At 60.7% G+C, this 16,961-nt stretch carries 15 protein-coding genes; 6 read left to right on the forward strand and 9 right to left on the reverse strand.

The window, feature by feature from the left end; genetic code table 11:
* Positions 1–55 precede the first annotated feature (55 nt).
* From ACH79_RS16690 to ACH79_RS16705, 4 genes are all read left to right on the forward strand, one after another.
* Positions 56–847 carry an SDR family oxidoreductase gene (locus ACH79_RS16690; RefSeq protein WP_161851959.1) on the forward strand — a complete coding sequence of 264 codons (792 nt, stop codon included), beginning with the start codon at positions 56–58 and terminating at the stop codon, positions 845–847.
* 501 nt (positions 848–1,348) lie between these two features.
* Positions 1,349–2,146 (forward strand): enoyl-CoA hydratase/isomerase family protein, encoded by a 798-nt coding sequence (locus ACH79_RS16695; RefSeq protein WP_161851960.1) that lies wholly within the window; start codon positions 1,349–1,351, stop codon positions 2,144–2,146.
* Between the two features lie 13 nt (positions 2,147–2,159).
* Positions 2,160–3,413: a CaiB/BaiF CoA-transferase family protein gene (locus ACH79_RS16700; RefSeq protein ID WP_246738568.1), complete on the forward strand. Its 1,254-nt coding sequence runs from the start codon at positions 2,160–2,162 to the stop codon at positions 3,411–3,413.
* A gap of 123 nt (positions 3,414–3,536) precedes the next feature.
* A complete protein-coding gene (locus ACH79_RS16705) occupies positions 3,537–4,040 on the forward strand; it encodes a helix-turn-helix domain-containing protein (RefSeq protein ID WP_161851962.1) in 504 nt (167 codons plus the stop codon).
* Here the strand turns inward: ACH79_RS16705 and ACH79_RS16710 are convergent.
* Genes ACH79_RS16710 through ACH79_RS16725 form a run of 4 tightly spaced genes read right to left on the reverse strand, consistent with a single transcriptional unit; the run spans position 4,020 to position 8,081 of the window.
* On the reverse strand, positions 4,020–4,874 hold the full coding sequence (locus ACH79_RS16710; RefSeq protein WP_161851963.1) for a xanthine dehydrogenase family protein subunit M: 855 nt from the start codon (positions 4,872–4,874) through the stop codon (positions 4,020–4,022). The two genes, ACH79_RS16705 and ACH79_RS16710, sit on opposite strands and share 21 nt — an antisense overlap.
* Positions 4,871–7,243 carry a xanthine dehydrogenase family protein molybdopterin-binding subunit gene (locus tag ACH79_RS16715; protein ID WP_161851964.1) on the reverse strand — a complete coding sequence of 791 codons (2,373 nt, stop codon included), beginning with the start codon at positions 7,241–7,243 and terminating at the stop codon, positions 4,871–4,873. The genes ACH79_RS16710 and ACH79_RS16715 overlap by 4 nt, the downstream gene beginning before the upstream one ends.
* On the reverse strand, positions 7,240–7,731 hold the full coding sequence (locus tag ACH79_RS16720; RefSeq protein ID WP_161851965.1) for a (2Fe-2S)-binding protein: 492 nt from the start codon (positions 7,729–7,731) through the stop codon (positions 7,240–7,242). The genes ACH79_RS16715 and ACH79_RS16720 overlap by 4 nt, the downstream gene beginning before the upstream one ends.
* The gene (locus tag ACH79_RS16725) at positions 7,701–8,081 is read right to left on the reverse strand and encodes a hypothetical protein (RefSeq protein WP_161851966.1); all 381 of its coding nucleotides are present in this window, start codon (positions 8,079–8,081) and stop codon (positions 7,701–7,703) included. The genes ACH79_RS16720 and ACH79_RS16725 overlap by 31 nt, the downstream gene beginning before the upstream one ends.
* Positions 8,082–8,234: 153 nt before the next feature.
* On the opposite strand from ACH79_RS16725, the gene ACH79_RS16730 reads away from it, so the two are divergent.
* Together ACH79_RS16730 and grxD are read left to right on the forward strand one after the other, a co-directional pair.
* Entirely contained in the window at positions 8,235–8,729 is a 495-nt protein-coding gene (locus ACH79_RS16730; RefSeq protein ID WP_161851967.1) for a helix-turn-helix domain-containing protein, read from the forward strand.
* Positions 8,730–9,089: 360 nt separating this feature from the next.
* Positions 9,090–9,416 (forward strand): Grx4 family monothiol glutaredoxin, encoded by a 327-nt coding sequence (grxD, locus tag ACH79_RS16735; RefSeq protein WP_161851968.1) that lies wholly within the window; start codon positions 9,090–9,092, stop codon positions 9,414–9,416.
* A gap of 137 nt (positions 9,417–9,553) precedes the next feature.
* Here grxD and ACH79_RS16740 read toward each other — a convergent pair whose 3' ends face one another.
* The 5 genes from ACH79_RS16740 to ACH79_RS16760 form a co-directional block, all read right to left on the reverse strand.
* Entirely contained in the window at positions 9,554–9,766 is a 213-nt protein-coding gene (locus ACH79_RS16740) for a hypothetical protein (protein WP_161851969.1), read from the reverse strand.
* A 15-nt stretch (positions 9,767–9,781) separates the two neighbouring features.
* Positions 9,782–11,284: a HAMP domain-containing sensor histidine kinase gene (locus ACH79_RS16745; protein WP_161851970.1), complete on the reverse strand. Its 1,503-nt coding sequence runs from the start codon at positions 11,282–11,284 to the stop codon at positions 9,782–9,784.
* A complete protein-coding gene (locus ACH79_RS16750; protein ID WP_161851971.1) occupies positions 11,281–12,000 on the reverse strand; it encodes a response regulator in 720 nt (239 codons plus the stop codon). The genes ACH79_RS16745 and ACH79_RS16750 overlap by 4 nt, the downstream gene beginning before the upstream one ends.
* Before the next feature lie 1,001 nt (positions 12,001–13,001).
* On the reverse strand, positions 13,002–14,009 hold the full coding sequence (locus ACH79_RS16755; protein WP_161851972.1) for a hypothetical protein: 1,008 nt from the start codon (positions 14,007–14,009) through the stop codon (positions 13,002–13,004).
* A gap of 11 nt (positions 14,010–14,020) precedes the next feature.
* Positions 14,021–16,885, reverse strand: coding sequence for a penicillin-binding protein 1A (locus ACH79_RS16760; protein WP_161851973.1), 2,865 nt, complete (start codon positions 16,883–16,885; stop codon positions 14,021–14,023).
* Positions 16,886–16,961: the final 76 nt, after the last annotated feature.

Raw genomic sequence — 16,961 nt, forward strand, 5'->3', positions numbered from 1 at the left:
AAACGCCCGCGTAACGGCGCAGTAGAACTTCGCCCACCAGCTTGAGGATTTGACTATGGGAAGCATCAAGAAGGCATTCGATCTCACCGGCAAGAATGCCCTTGTTACGGGCGGCTCCCGCGGCCTTGGGCTCCAGATCGCCGAGGCGCTAGGTGAGCAGGGGGCACGTGTCGTGATTTCGTCTCGCAAGGCGCCAGACCTGGAAAATGCCCAGGCGCATCTTGCCGGTCTCGGTATCAAGGCGGAGTGGATCGCAGCGGATAATTCCAGGGACGAAGACGTCAAGCGGCTCACTGACGAAGCGATCAAGAAGCTCGGCCGGGTGGACATTCTGGTGAATAACGCCGGCGCCACCTGGGGCGCGCCTACCGAAGATCACCCGATCGAAGCGTGGGACAAGGTGATGAATCTGAATATCCGCTCGCTGTTCCTGCTCAGCCAACAGGTTGCAAAGCACTCGATGATTCCCAACAAGTATGGCCGCATTATCAACCTTGCTTCGATCGCGGGCCTGTTCGGAAGTTCCGGAGATATGCAGATGGTTGCCTACAATACAAGCAAGGGCGCCGTGGTTAATTTCACGCGGGCCCTGGCGGGTAGTTGGGGACGCTACGGAATTACGGCCAATGCTCTGGCGCCCGGCTTCTTTCCGTCGAGGATGACGAAGGGCACGATCGAGGCTGTCGGGGTCGAAAAGCTCGCCGCCGGCGCGCCGCTCCGCCGCATCGGCGACGAGGACGATCTGAAAGGCGCCGCGGTTCTCTTCGCCAGCGACGCCGGCAAGCACATCACCGGTCAGATCCTTGCCGTCGATGGCGGTCTGACTTCGGTGATATCGTCTTCCTGAGCTTCTCTGTCCAGCCGCTTTCGATTTGGTGGTGATATGCGCCATTTTGCGGAATTCATATATGATGATAATCATCTAAAAGGTGGCTGTTTCTTAGGTCAGCTCGGAGCAAGCAATGCGTTACCCGAAAGACCATGGGCTGCAGACGCGCAGGCGGATCGTCAGATGCGCGACAGGCCGCCGCCGGCGCAATTGCGACTATGGTCGGTTCGATCGTGCTCGCGCGTGCGGCCGGTGACAAGCGGCTGTCTGACGACCTTTTGGAAGCCGGTCGGCAGGCCGTGCGCAATCAGACCGCAAGCACCACGGCGGAATCCTCTCCAGCGGACCGAATCTGAGTTCCTCTTTCCGAGTCCATCAGCCTCCAGGGCAGCTTCGGCATATCGAGCGTCAAACCATTTGATGCAAACTATGACTTGCAAAATGCAAGCCGTGGTGTAGCCTGCATTTCGCAAATCAAATGATGCGGTCGCAAGAGCCGCCGGCAAACAGGAGGCAGCTTTGTCCGAGGATGCGTTGGTGACGCGCGAACAGCGCGGCAATATTTCCGTTTTGACAATGGTTTATCGGCCGTACAACCTGCTCGGCCCCAAGCTCCTTAACGCGATCGTGGAGCAGGTGGAGGCCGCGCAAAGGGCAGGCAGCCGCGCCATCGTCATCCGCAGCGGACTGCGGCATTTCTCCGCCGGCGCAGATCTGGATATCTTCGAGAAACGTGTGGAGGCAGGCAGCGCAGATCAGGGCGGTGAAAATCGGCGACTGAACGGCGTCGAATTTCTGCGCTTCATGGAGCTTCTGCCAATTCCCCTGATCGCCAGTGTTCACGGCGTTTGCCTAGGTGGCGGTCTCGAGCTCGCGCTATCGTGCGATTACATCATAGCGGCCTCTTCGGCGAAGATCGGATCGGTCGAGGCGACACTTGGTCTGCATCCCTTACTGGGAGGAATCCAGCGGCAGGTGCAGCGTATCGGCGCGCAGCGCGCCAAGGAAATGTCAATGCTGGCTCGGCGCTACGATGCGCCAACGCTGGAGAAGTGGGGATTGATCAATCTCACTGTCCCGGAGGAGTCGTTGGAGACGGCGACCATGGCCATCGCGGAGGAGTTCGCGCAAGGCCCGACGGTGGCGCATGCCGCGACCAAGGAACTCGCGCATATCGCCGTTAATCAGGGCGTGGTGGCTGCGGACGAGGCGATGTCACGAGTACAGGCGCCGATCTGGGCGTCGGAAGACCTCAAGACCGGTCTTGCATCATTCCGCAAGAACGGCCCGGGTCTCGCAAAGTTCGCGGGGCGCTGACATGAGTGGCCCCTTGAGTGGAATCCGGGTCGTCGATTTTTCCCGTGTGCTGGCTGGTCCGCTGTGCGCCCGGACCTTGCAGGACCTCGGCGCTGAGGTGATCAAGATCGAGCCACCAAGCCCCGACGTTTCTCGCTTTGCTTTTCCATCGACCGACGGGATGTCAGGCTATTACGCCCAGCAAAATGCCGGCAAACGCAACGTCAGTATCAATCTCAACATCCCGGGCGCTTACGAGTTGGCGCTGGAACTCTGCGACACCGCCGATATCCTGGTCGAAAATTTCCGGGCGGGCACGCTGGGTTTCTTCGGGCTGGATTACGCAACGCTGTCGAAACGCAATCCACGGCTGATCTACGCGTCGATCACCGGCTATGGGCAGGGTGGTCCGTGGCGGAGCAGGATGGCCTATGCGCCAACCGTGCAGGCCGAGGCCGGCTTTACCGAAAACAGCGTCCGCCACTATGGCAGCGCGCTGACGGAGCCGCGTACCGATAGTCTGTCGCATGCCGACGTCTACGCTGGATTGCAGGCCGTGATCGCGATACTTGCGGCTCTCAACAGCCGCCAGAGGACCGGACGGGGCCAGTATATCGACATCGCAATGGCGGCGACGTTGCTCGCGGTCAACGAACGCGCGCACGTCGATCTTTCCGATGATGACATCGGGGCGGAGCCTGCGGTGCTCGGCGCCACTGATTGTTCCTTCTTTACAGGACCGCAAGGCGAAAATTTCACGGTCGCGACCAGCATTGTTGGCAGCCGGACCTTTCCGTCGTGGCTGCGCGCCATGCGCCGGGTCGATCTGATGGATGATCCGCGGTTCTCAAGCGCTGCCGCGCGCCGCCTGAATTTCGGCGTGCTGCATCAGATCATCCAGTCCTGGATCCTGACCTTTCCGGATATGGCGACCCTCGACGCCCAGTTCGACGAGGCCAAAATCGCCATGGGCGAGATCCGTTCTATCAAGGAGCTCGCGGCATCGGAATGGAGCGATTACTGGGGCGCCGTCCAACGCGTCCCTGACCGCAGCGGCGGCGAATATCGGTTGCCGGGCCGGCCGTGGCATTTTTCGGCAGAAGAGCTGACACCAATTGGCACACCTGCCTTTCAGGGCGAGCATAACTTCGCGGTCTTCAGCGAACTCGGCCTTAGCGAGGCGGAATTGAAACGCTTAAGCGAAGCGGGCGCGCTCGTTTCGCATCGGCGTGCGCTGGAGCCCGAGATCGTCGCCAAGCCGGAAGCCGAGCCGGGACAGGCGGCCTGATCAGAAACGCCGAAGGGCGTACTGGACATACACGAATCCCGCTCAATATGGTATGAGCTGAGTTCGGGTGAAAGAGCTATGTCCAGTGTGAAGCGAAGCCGTCTTGCAAACAAGGAATGTTCCATGGCGCGCGCCATGGAAGTTGTCGGCGACCGCTGGTCCATCCTGATCCTGCGCGAGGCCTATTACGGCGTGAAACGCTTCGACGAATTCGAATACTATATCGGGATCGCTCCCAATATCTTGAGCACCCGGCTGAAGAAATTGATCGATGCCGGCGTCATGACGCGGGTGCCGTTGCCCGAACACGCCGGGCGATACGAATACGTTCTGACCGAGAAAGGACGCGATTTCTTTCCGGCCTATCTCGCGCTTAAGAAATGGGGTGACGACTGGCTGGCGGAGCCCGCAGGGCCGCAGGTAGTGTTCCGCGAACGCGCCGCCGGACGCCCGATCGAATATCCGGCATTGCGGACGAGCGGCGGCAAGCCGTTGCGGCTCGAGGATGTCGAGATCGTTGCCGGCTCGGGTGCTGTTCCATTCAACCGCAAGCGATTTGGTGGCGATGCCGCCGATCGTGCGGCGGCCGGCGCGAAGGCTCACGTTTCACGACGAAAGCGCAAATAGCGCGCGTCTGGTCTCGACCCGGATCAGATTCGCGCGGTATTTCGCCGAAGCGTAGCGGTCGGAGAGGCACTCGGTGGTCTCACTCAGCAATTTTGCCGCCTGGTCGATGTTGTCCCGCGAAAGCGTCTTGCCGATCAGGAAATCGGAAGCGTGTTGGCCGGCGAACGCGTGGTTCGCTGCACCGGTGACGCCGATGGAAATCTCGTCAACCGCATCCTGCTGCAGTCGCACGCCAACCGCGATTCCTACAACGGCAAAACCGCTCGCGGGATGTCGGATCTTTCGGTAGATGAAACGCATGCCGGGCTTCGGCCGCGGAATACGGATGCTGGCGAGAATCTCGTCCGGTGCCAGCGCGGTCGAAAAGATATCGACGAAGAAATCCCGTGCCGCCACCCTTCTCAGGCCATTCGGGCCTGCGATCTCGATCTCTGCCTGCAGCGCCACCACTATCGCCGGCCAGTCAGCCGCGGGATCGGCGTTCGCGAGCGAACCGCCGATCGTGCCGCGGTTACGCACCTGGGGATCGGCAATCAGGCTGGCTGCCTGGCGAAAGATCGGTAATTCCCTGTACAGCGGCTCGGAAGCAAACAGTTCGGCATGGGTGGCCAGTGCGCCGGTCCTGATGCCGGTTTCGCTGATCTCGATTCCCTTGAGCTCGGCGATGCCGCCAATATCGACCAGGAGTTCGGGCGATGCCAGCCGCAGCTTCAGCGCCGGCAACAAGGTATGGCCACCGGCAAGGAGCTTTGTTCCGTCAGGATCGTCGCGCAACAGATCGATCGCCTGGGCGAGCGAAGACGCGCGAACATAATCGAAGGCTGCGGGGATCATTGGGACGCTCCCATGCGTGCTTGTTGCACCGCCGCCCAGACCCGTGGCGGCGTCATCGGCATGTCCAGATATTTGATACCGAACGGTGACAAGGCATCGAGCACGGCGTGAACCATGCAGGGCGGGGCGGCAATCGAGCCGCTCTCGCCGATGCCCTTGACGCCGATCGGATTGGTCGGCGAGGGAGTTTGCTGGAATAGCGATCGGATGTTCGGCACATGCTCGGCGCGCGGAACGGCATAATCGAGCAGCGAACCGGTCAGCAGCTGCCCATTGTCAGGATCGTAGCTGACCTCTTCATAGAGCGCTTGTGCGATGCCCTGCACGACGCCGCCATGGATCTGGCCGGCCGCGAGACGGGGATTGATCAGCGTGCCAACGTCGTCAACCGCGACATAGTCGAGGATATCGACAATCCCGGTCTCCGGATCGACTTCGACATAGGCGAGATGGATGCCTGACGGCGAACCCATGCCGGTCGGGTCGTAAAACACCGTCTCATCAAGGCCCGGCGCGACGCCATCCGGCAGTTTATGCCCGAGATAGGCCATGCGGGCCACCTTCGGGAAGGTTACCGGCGCGATATCGGTACCGGGCACGCTGAACGCGCCGGCCGAATAGGAAACGTCCTTCTCGTCCACTTCCAGCATGCCCGCCGCGATCTTCTTCGCCTTGGCGACAATGCGTTGCGAGGACACGTGCACGCTGGATCCACCGACCGCCATCGAACGGGAATTGAAGGTGCCGTGGCCAGCCTGTACCTGGCGCGTGTCGCCCTGTACGATGTCGATGTCTTCAATCGGAATCTGCAACACGTCGGCAGCGATCTGCGACAACGACGTGATATGGCCTTGTCCCTGGCTCATCGAGCCCGAATAGATCGTGGCTCGTCCGCTGGAATCGATGCTGACCCGCGCGCTTTCCCAGCCGCCCCGGTCGAATCCGCTCACAGCCAACCGGCGTGATGGTGCCATCCCGCACATATGCGTATAGGCGGCGACGCCAATGCCGCGATAGATGCCGCTTCCGCGCAAGGCTTGGCATTCGCTGCGGCGGCCTTCATAGTCGAAAGCCGCGAGCGCCTTGTCGAGCAGTCCCTGGTAATTGCCGCTGTCGTACATCACGCCCGTGCTGCCGTAGGGCCGATAGGGAAATTCCGCCGGTTGAACGAAATTCTTCCGCCGCACTTCGACCTGGTCGAGCTCGAGGTGGCGTGCCACCGCATCGATCGCGCGCTCGGCAATATACGCGCCTTCGGGCCGGCCATAGCCGCGATAGGCATCAACCGGCACGGTATTGGTCACGACGACGCGGGAAATAGCCTCATAGTTGTCTATCTTGTAAGTGCCGGTGCCAAAGTTGATGGTATTCACGGTCGGACCGCCGCTCGCCATGTTCGACAGGTAGGCGCCGACGTTGCCGAAGGTGTCGACCTTCAGGCCGAGGATTTTGCCGTCGTTCCTGAACGCAACCTCGATGTTTTCTGTATGAGCGCGGCCATGGCTGGTCGATTGATGGCTCTCGGAGCGGCTCTCCCACCACTTGACCGGTGCGTCAAGTTCGCGCGCGAGATAGGGGCAGAGCAGGTCTTCCGGATACAGATGCATCTTGGCGCCAAAGCCGCCTCCGATATCAGGTGCGACCACCCGCAATTGATGCTCGGGAATGCCGACCGTTTCCGCGATCCAGCGCCGGTGCATGTGGGGAACCTGGCTGCCGATATAAACCGTCAAGGTGCCGTCCGGTTCTGGCGAGGCAACGATCGCGCGCGTTTCCATGCAGGTGGGGATCAGGCGGTTGTTGACGACGCGCAGGCCGATGACATGATCGGCCTCGCGGGCGGCGTTCTGGTAGTCGCCGCCGCGCACCTTGTAGATCGTGGTGATATTGCCCGGAACGTTGTCATGGAGCTGCCGTGCGCCCTCCCGGATCGCGACTTCCTCATCGATCACAGCGGGCAGCACGTCGTACTCGACTTCGATCATGCCGACGGCGTCATAGGCTTCAGCCAGCGTTTCCGCCACCACGAGTGCCACGCACTCGCCGACAAAGCGAACGCAATCGGTCGCGACCACCGGACGGAACGGTACCTTGCTGCCGGGAATGACCCAGTTCGGCACGATCGGGCCGATCTTGCCGGCGAGCGCCTTGCCGGACAAAACAAGGCGAACACCCGGTGCGACTTTGGCTGCCGACAGATCGACGCTTCTGATCTTGGCGTGGGCGTGCGGCGATCGCAGTACTGCCATATGCAGCATGCCCGGCAACCTGACATCATCGACGTATCGGCCCTTGCCGGCGAGAAACTTGAGATCCTCGCGTCGCCTGAGTGGCTGGCCGATATGGCGGATCGCAGTCGTATCGTTCATGGCTGGTCGCCTTTCGATGCCAGGCTTTCGACTGCGCGGACGATGTTGTGATAGCCGGTGCAGCGGCAGATGTTGCCGGCGAGGCCGTGTCGGATGTCATGCTCGCTCGGATTGGGCTGATCCCTCAATAGCTGGCGCACGCTCATCACCATGCCCGGCGTGCAGAAGCCACATTGCAGAGCGTGATGCTCATGGAACGCCGCCTGAACCGGGCTGAGTTCGGCCCCTATGTCGGTCAGGCCCTCGATCGTTGTGATCGACGCACCGTCTGCCATTACGGCCAGCACGGTGCAGGACTTGATTGCCTGTCCGTCGATCTCCACAGTGCAGGCGCCGCACTGCGAAGTATCGCAACCGACATGCGTTCCGGTGAGGCCAAGGTCTTCCCTGATCAGGTGGACCAGCAATTTTCGCGCTTCCACCGTGACGGTCTTGCGCGTGCCGTTGATCTCCAAGGTTACCACATGACGATCGTCGGGTTCGGGCATGCATTGCTCCTGATTACAGCACGTTGTCTGCCGTACTTCTTTATGAGAGCCGGATGTCGGCAATATCGATCGCGACCATTTGCCCTGCTCTTGATGGGCTTGCCATTCGAGGTCTCGATGGCGACGGCCTCGGGATGATAGACGCTGCGCCAGTCCGGCTTGGTGAACGGCTGATAGCTGACCCGCTGAGCGCCGGTATCGGTCGTGACGTGAACCTGCTTCAGGGCATCGGGCCAACCCTTTCTGGCCCAAAGCATTCCGGTGATCGACATATAGCCTTCGATCGTGCTGGCCGATTTCCAACGCGCGACACCATGAGCGTTGAGGACAAGGTCGCGCAGTTCGCTCATATCCATTGTCCTCCCATTGTGCATTGACCAACTCTAATAATAAGAGTGACTGGAAAGCAAGTGAGTTCTTGCATGAAAATTCCCGGTCTGGCCTTGGATAGCGGGCCAGGCAAGTTTACTCTGGTAATAAGAGTTATTCGGAGGTCCACGCAGATGCGCTCGAAGAGTTTTGAGGGAATGGCTTGTTCGATCGCCGGGGTGCTGGATGCCGTCGGCGATCGCTGGGCAGTCCTGATCTTGCGCGACCTGTCGCTGGGTTTGAGCAAGTACGAGGATTTGAGAAAGTCGACTGGTGTGACCCATGCCACCTTGTCCGACCGCCTCAAGCATCTTGAAGAAAATGAACTGATCGAGCGGCGGCAGTATCAGTCGGGTCCCGATCGTTACGAATACCTCCTGACCCGAAAGGGCAGGGACGTCATCCTCGTCGTTCAGGCGCTTGCCCAGGTCGGGGATAAATGGGGAATTACCGGGGACGCCGGCCCCCCTCTCAAATTCATCAACAGGAACAGCGGACGCCAGGTGAAGCTGGCGCTCGTGGACGAGAAGTCAGCCGAGGTGGTCCGCATGAGGGATGTTCGGCCTCAGGCCGGTCCCGGCGCCGACGATCTGGTGAGGTGGCGACTGACCAAGTTCGATCAACGATGATTTCGGTGCATGGGGAAAGCGCGACGAGATATGAGGGGTGCCTCTCCCCGGCTACAGCCTTTAGGACAGGTACTTAAGTCAATTCTATTTTAGAATTGACTTTCCCGAGAACGGGTCGTTTATTGCGATTGAAATTCCCCAGGCAAGCGGTATCGGGCTTCCGCTGACTTGGACCTTGGGCCGGCTGCATTGCAGCTGGCCCTTTTTGTGAGCCGGCATAGCCGTCGACTGACAGGAAATTGTGCAAACGTGCCTCTGGAATTCCAGCCGGCGGTGGAATAAGTTCTAAAATCGCACTTATAGATTTCCCGCTCGGGCGGTAATTATTATCGCTCTTGCCGACCAACGGAGGGGAGGAACATGAGCGTTGCAGACTTCATTCGCAGCGAAGTGAACGCAAACGAGATTCTTCTGTTCATGAAGGGCACGCCGACGGCGCCGGCTTGTGGATTCTCTGCGCAAGTCGTCCGGATCCTCGACCATCTCGGCGTTCCATTCAGATCGCACGATATCTACCAGTCCGAAGAGCTGCGCCAAGGTATCAAGGATTACTCGGATTGGCCGACGATTCCGCAACTGTACGTCCACGGCGAATTCGTAGGCGGCTGTGACATCGTGACGGAGATGTTCCGATCTGGCGAATTGCAGGCCCTTCTCCTGAAGCAGCCGCAAGCAGAGCAGTCCTGAGCGCACACTGCCGCAACATCGAGATCCCCGGTTGTTCCTGTAGGCCATGTTAACGACTGCGAAGCGCTGCGGCGGTGCTACAGATCCGAGAAGGGGCGGTCTGCCAATGCGGCATTGGTTCGCCAAGGCTGAGCTACTCACACCCTCTCCAAGACACGGGGGGCCGCCAGCATCGCATTCAGCGCCGCCTCAAGCGAAACGAGGCCCATGCCGGTTCTAAAAGCCACCACTTTCGGCCTTAGCATGGCCACTGTCAGCGTATTCGACTGCGCCGTGTCGAAGAAAAACGACAAGGACAGATTGTCGGGCGAGATCAGGACAGCGAACAGGCTGCCAGCGAAGATGCACACGCGCACCGCCGAGTTTCAAGCGATGCCGCGCGGAGCCGGTTCGAGATCGTTGATAACGTCCTTCGCTGCTGCGGCCGTGATCGGTCGGCTGGCCGGAGGCGGCGCGCCCTCCTGCGCCGGCAGGCTGATGACCGCGTGCAATCCCTTCGGCCCGTTGGTCAAGACAATGTCTCCGCCGTGGTGGCGCACAATGGTCCGGGCAATGGAAAGGCCGAGGCCTACGCCTCCCGTTTCGCGGTTTCGCGAATTCTCCATCCGGAAAAATGGCGTAAAAACCTGCTCCCGGGCGCTGTCGGGAATGCCGGGTCCATCATCCGAGACGATGATTTCGATATTATCTGCGCGCCTCTCCACGCTGACGCGCGCCCGCTCGCCATAACGGATGGCATTCTCAATGAGGTTACGGCACGCGCGGCGGAGTGCGTCTGGCCGGCAGCTGTAGCCGATTTTCTGTCCGTTCGAAAAAGAGATGTCATGACCGAGTTCGGCAAGATCGTCGCAGAGACTTTCCACGAGCGCCGAGAGGTCCACGGTTCGCGTCATCTCCGCGGTTGCGTCTTCGCGGGCGAATGCGAGGGTAGCCTCCGTCATCGTCTGGATTTCGGTAATGGTGGAAAGCATTTTCTCGCGGATGTCCTCGTCGTGCACGAATTCTGTACGCAAACGAAGCGAGGTCAGGGGTGTGCGCAGATCATGACCAATGGCGGCCAGCATTTTGGTGCGGTCGTCGACGAAACGGTGCAGGCGCGCTTGCATGCGATTGAATGCCTCGGCGGTGCGTCGGATATCGTCGGGGCCGGTTTCCGGCAGCGGCACGATCTCCTGGCCACGGCCAAGGGCCTCGGCTGCTACGGCGAGGCGGCGCAAGGGTCGCGCAATGCCGCGCGCGGCAAACACGGCAATGATCGACAACGACAATGCCGAAAGGCCGAGCGCCAGGGTGGATTTGGAGGTCCAGAAGCCGTCTTGTGCGGGTTTGGCAAATGCAGTGTTCAGCCACGCCCCGTTCGCCAACTGAACGGCCAGACCCATGCCGGTGGCGTCATCGAGATAAAGAAACTTCGCCGGCCGGGAGAGCGGCCAGGCTTCCGGTTTCAGGTCGATCCACTGTGAGGTGGCGCTGCTGCTCTTGGCTGTGTTTCGGGTGAAGTCCGGTCTCACCTCGGCGGGCACATTGTGGCCAGCAAAGGATACGCGCGGCAATGGCTGCGCCAGGCGCTCCCATGCCTCCTCTCGCCATGCCGAGGCATCCTTCAGGCCGTTGGTCGATATCCAGTATCTCGCCGAACTGGTGTTGCTGGCGTTAAGGATGTCGGTCTGCAGCGACTGAGGGGTCGCTTCCAGGACCCGGGCCAGCGAGGCACACCGGCTGAATATCTCGCCCTTGGCGGCCTTCCGCATCGACTGCCCGTGCTCATCCCAGGAAATGAAGAACACGATTGCTTGCGACAGCACGAGGGATAGCAGCGTGAAGCAGATGAAACGGGCTGCAAGACTGCGCGTCCACAAGCTCATCATGGCTGCCCGATCTCTGCGACGAGGCTGTATCCACCACCCCAGTGAGTCTTGATCAAGGCTGGTACTTTCGGGTCGGCCTCGATCTTCTTCCGCAAGCGGCTGACCTGATTGTCGATGCTGCGGTCGAACGGATCGGCATCTCGGCCGACTGTCAGGTCAAGGAGCTGATTGCGGCTGAGTACCAGGCCCGGATGATCGAGAAATGCGCATAAGAGACGGAACTCCGCCGTGCTGAGCGGCACGGCAACGCCGTCGTTTCCCAGCAATTCGCGCCGGTTGACGTCAAAAGTCCACCGGTCGAAACGTACGATCTTGCTCGCGAGCCGGCCCTTCTGCGGCGGCAGGCTTTGCACTCGCCGAAGCACCGCCTTGATGCGGGCGAGGAGTTCACGGGGATTGAATGGCTTCGTCACGTAGTCGTCGGCGCCGACTTCCAGACCGACGATACGGTCGGTCTCCTCCGCCATGGCAGTCAACAGGATAACGGGAAGCTCCGTGGTGCTGCGTAGATGGCGGCAGAGCGACAATCCGTCTTCGCCCGGCATCATGATGTCAAGAACCACCAGGTCCGGAGCACTTCGTTCGAGCAGACGGCGCAGTGCCACAGCGCTCTCCGCGAGGCTGATGCGGTAGCCATGCTGCATCAAGTATTTGCCGACCAGGTCGCGGATGTCACGATGATCGTCTACGACGGCGATGTGCGGTGCCGATTCCATCCGATTGCTCCGTTCCGCATCATACTGAAGTCCAGCACCCAACCCATCGGAAAAGTGTAACAGAATGTATCGGCTGGGTACGATCGACTGAAATCAAATCCTTGCGGCATGGCTGCCCTGACAGGAACGTGGCGTTAAATCGGGAAAGGTGCCGGCCTGTTCCGTGAGGAACCGCCCCTCATGTGCAAGGATCTTCGATCTCAGTCGAAACATCTTAGCCACAAGCTGTCGCAGAACCTTGTCCCGGCGGGCCGTATCTGTCGCAAATTGTCGCAAACTCGCATGTCCGTCAGGATCTGATGCGATCGGGAAGCCGCATTGAAAGCAACGTGATTGAAGAACGGCAGATGGGAGGAGGCGCCAGGCAAAGACGGCCAACTTGTCGCGAACTATGCAATGCAGCATCCCTGAGACAGATCGCGACAATTCCCGGCAGTTGTCGGCAAAGTTCTGCGACAACCGGGCCGCATCGTGCGCATGTTCAACCGAGCAGGAGCGCTGCATGTGTGCGATGGACGCCGTTTCTCACGGGGCAGTTCTGGAAATCTCGAGCGGCTCATCAGTCGGGAACGATGATGGCGACACCACACAGGGACGGCTTCTTCGCAGAGCCGCATTTCGGATAGCCTGCCTGCTCGTTCTCGTATTGCGAAATACTTCGTCCTCGGCCACGCCCGTTGATTTGACGCAGGGTGCGAGCCGCATGGCCATTTCGCGTCTCGTGACGGATGGCGACTGTTTGACGCCTGAGCCGCATCTCAGGTTCGCATGCGGAGCGCCGGTTCGAAGGCGGAAGCGATCGCGCGCGATCGATGATCGCGCGTGGCGGCCCATCTTTGCGGAATCTCTAGCAGCTTGCGCGCTTCACCCAACGCCTGAATCTGCCTTCGCTCAGCGATCGCGTCCCTTGTGAACAGGGCGGCGCTGTCGCGTAAGCATGTGGAAACGGCGTAACACTTTTGGCGGTGACAGAGCCACCTGCGTCGCCGCACACGATCTGCTCATTCCCGTTCCATCAATTCAGCGATCGCCTTGATGCGGCTTCTGGCGTATTTCGGCAGGCCGGCGCTCAGCGAATCGCCGCTGTTGAAGGAGCTGTTGCCCATGAGCAGTTGCGCGGGCACGAGGTTTCGCAGCATGGGTGTTCTGCTGTATTCCCTTTGCTTGTTCAGCACGTCGTCCCTGACCGCAATCAGGATGTAGACCGTCGCGATGACGGCTTCCCGATCGGCCGGATGCTGTTGCACAACCGCAAGCAGCTTGCCGAACTGGATGACCTGGTTGACCCAAAAGATGTTCTGCTCGAGCCCGCCGCTGACTGTGGATTCGAGCCCTGTCAGGCTCGGCAGCTCGGCAAGCTGCGGCTGCGCGACCAACATGATCTCACTCTGGAACTCGATGAAATCCGGGATCGGCTTCTTGCTCTCCTCGCGCAGCTTGTTGGCAAGCTGAATGCCCGCCGGAATTTTCCCTTCGAACATGTAGCGGGACTGAACGCAGATCGCCTTCGCGTCCTCGCACCAGCGGCGATCCGGTGGACGGTTGTGCGCGGCGCCCGCGTCCTTGTTGGGAACAGCATCGCCCGCCGTGATCGGCCGGTGCTTGACTGCCGGATCGATCTGCTCGAGGAACGCAACATTGGCATACCGCGACAGATCCAATGCCGCTGCCGGTCTTGGAAGTCGAAACCGCGCCTCCGCCTGGTAGACCGAGAGCTTCAGCTTCGTTTGTTGCTTGAGCGTGGGCTCAACGAAGCTCGGGAAGAGCGAGAGGAAGCGCCGCTGACCCGGACGTGAGCGGGCCCAATCGTCGAAAGGAATGAGCCCGGTCGAGGAATCGGCGAGCTTGTCGTTGCGTTGGTCGGCGAAGATGACCGTGCGCGGCTTGATCTGTGCGATTGGAACGCTGGCGACTGCGGGCACGTCCTCCAGCTGGAATTCCTGCGCGGCCGCGCCCGTGCAAGTGGCCACGCAGGCGGCGATGAAGATAGCGGCAGCGTGGAGTCTCATGGCATCAATGCTCAATTCAGCCGCCGCCAGAAATAATCGGGATCGACTCGCAGCGGCGGTCGCGGGAGACGGTCCTCGTCATCGGGATATCCGCGCCAGGAGGGAAATTCGCGCGGACCAAGACGCCAGCCGGGGAATGGAAAGGGCGGCCGGTTATCGCCGTAAAGGCGGTTGTCGTGGGACCACTGCTGGAATGGCCCACTGTCTTCGTCATAACCGCCACGATAGGCGTAGCGTTCGGCACGCGAGACGATCCGAAATTGCGTATCATTGATTCTCCCCGCCGGATCCCTCTTGAGGTGTTCGGTGAAAGCGCGTCCGGAGCCGGCCGGTGCAGGATCGCCGGTATAGGGATCGATCGACAGAGCAGCGAGCTGACGCATGGCTTCGCGCGAAGGGCCGTTCAATGCGGTTTTGGGAGCGTGCAGCTCCCAGGCTGCCTGCACGATCGGCTCGAACATCGGCAGAGCCACTTTTCCGCCGGTCTGGCCGCGCCCAAGGGTGCGGCGCCCGCCGTCGCTGTTGTCGTAGCCGACCCAGATGGCGATGGTAACGTCATTTGTGAAACCGACGAACCAGGCGTCGACCGAATTATCAGTGGTACCAGTCTTGCCTCCGACAAAGGGCGAGAGATGCTTCACCTCGCGCGCAGTTCCGCGCGCGAGCACGCCCTGCAGTATTGATTTCAACTGGTAAAACGATGCGCGGTCGGCGGAGCCGATCCAGTCAACCGCACGCGGATCGTGCTGGTAGATTGGGCGGCCGTCCTGTTCGATCGTTTCGATCGCATGGGGCCGGGGTCGTGCGCCTTCGTTGGCGATCGCTGCATAAAACGCCGCAAGGTCGATGAGCCGCACAGTTTGGGCACCGAGTACGAACGGGTAGTAGCGCATGCATTCTTTGTAGAGCTGCGCTTCCATTGCGAGCTCGCAGACTCTATCGAGGCCTCGCTCGGCGCTTTCGTCGAGGCCGGTCGCGAGCAGTTGCGCGGTGGCGAGATTCCGGGAGTTTTCCAGCGCACGCCGCAGCGTAATGGCGCCCGAAGCGCCGCCGTCGTAGTTCTTCGGCGACCAGAAACCGCGTTGGCGCGCGTAGCCCGTCGCGCCGATCGGTGCCAGCGTAATGGGTTCGTCCATCACCAGCGTGTTGGGTTGCAATCCCTTCTGAAGGGCGGCGAGGTAGGTCAGCGGCTTCAAGGTCGAGCCGGGTTGCCGCAGGCTCTGGACGACGCGGTTGAGCTGGCTTGCCGGATACGAAAAGCCACCCGCCATCGCGAGAATGCGGCCGGTTTCGTTCCCGAGTACGAGCGCCGCTCCCTGCACGGTCGGTCGAATGCGCAGATCGGCACGCGGCGCTTGCTTACCCTTGGCTTCGCGCACCTGCACATAGACTACGTCGTACGGCTTGAGACCTCGCCCGATCGCGGCGCTCCAGGTGTTCAGCGGCAGGATGCTTCCGTCGGTCAGACCGACGTTGATCGCATGGCCGCGCTTTCCACGCGTATTCTCCAGGACGACCGCCGATTGCCAGTGAACGTCATAGAGTGGTAGCCGCGTCGTCTTCAACGCCACGAGCCAAGCCGGCTCCGTGGTCTTCAGGTCAGCCGCTCTCAGACGGACGGCATCGGAAATGTTCGCCTCGGGTCCCTCAAATTTGTAGCGATTGGTGTTCAGCTCGTACCGCGCCAAGCCCTCCTGCAGTGTTGCTTCGACTATGCGCTGCAAGGCCGAGTTGACCGTCGAGTGCACCGTGTAGGAGGAACTGGTGAGAGTATCGAGGCCGGCGGCCACCTTTGCCTCGCGGGCAATGTAATCGACGAGATGAAAGGCGAAGTCCCGTCGCGTCGGCCGGTACTCGACGAACTGCGGCAATACTGCTTGCGCCGCGGCTGCGTCGATCATGGCGTCGTCCTGCATGCGGCCCAGCACGTAGGCAAGGCGCTCGCGCGCGCGCTCAGGGTGGTGGTCGGGATTGAAGTAGTTCGGTCCCTTGGCGAGCCCGGCGAGCAGCGCGCCCTCGACTGCGGAGAGCGCGTTGGCTGGTTTGCCGAAATAGCTGCGCGCCGCCATCTCGATGCCCCAGGCTCCGCGACCGAGATAAATCGAGTTGAGATAGAGCTCGAGGATTTCCGCCTTGGTCAGGGAGCGCTCCATCCGCGAGGCAACGATCATTTCGCGCAGTTTTCTTTCGTAAGTGATGTCGTTGCCCACCAGCAGGTTCTTGACGACCTGCTGAGTAATGGTCGAGCCGCCCTGCGGCCGGCCCGGCTGCGTGAAGTTGCCGAGGAAGGCGCGGACCAGTCCGCGCTCGTCAATGCCGATGTGCTGGAAGAAGCGCTTGTCCTCCGCGGCGATGAATGCGTTGCGCACCGCTTCCGGGATATCTGCAAGCTTGACCCAGATGCGGCGATTGTTCGGCGCGTAAATCTCGGCAACGCGCTGGCTCTTGTTATCGAGGATTACGCTGGTGCCAGGAAGCCTGAGGTGCTTGATCTGCGCGGCGTCGGGCAGATCCTTGACCGCGCTGTTGTAGAAAGCGATGACCTGGCCAAGATCGACCGGAGATCCTTCCACTTTTTCGCCTTTGCAGAACTGTCTGTAGGCCACATGGAGGTCGGCCAGATTCAGTCCTTTGAGTGCCTTGATCTCGCTGCTCAACGCTTCTTTGTCATCCATGGCAGTGGCAATCAGGTCGTCCAGGTTGAGGTCCTCGATGTCGAAAGCCTTGCGCATGTGGGCGCAGCCGGCACCCAAAAGCTGCGCCACCTCGAGGCGGTCGTGCGCCGCATCGAACTCCGTCTTGACCTCATCCGGACGGGTAGTGACCTGGCTGAAGGCAAGCGCCGTGGCGAAGATCTTGATGAGAATCGAGTCCATGACCTGCCGACGGTCGCAAACCGCCTCCGTAAGGTCCCGTTTTTGTAGAACAATATTAAACAAGGCTGTTATGGGG

Source organism: Bradyrhizobium sp. CCBAU 051011 (assembly GCF_009930815.1).
GTDB lineage: Bacteria > Pseudomonadota > Alphaproteobacteria > Rhizobiales > Xanthobacteraceae > Bradyrhizobium.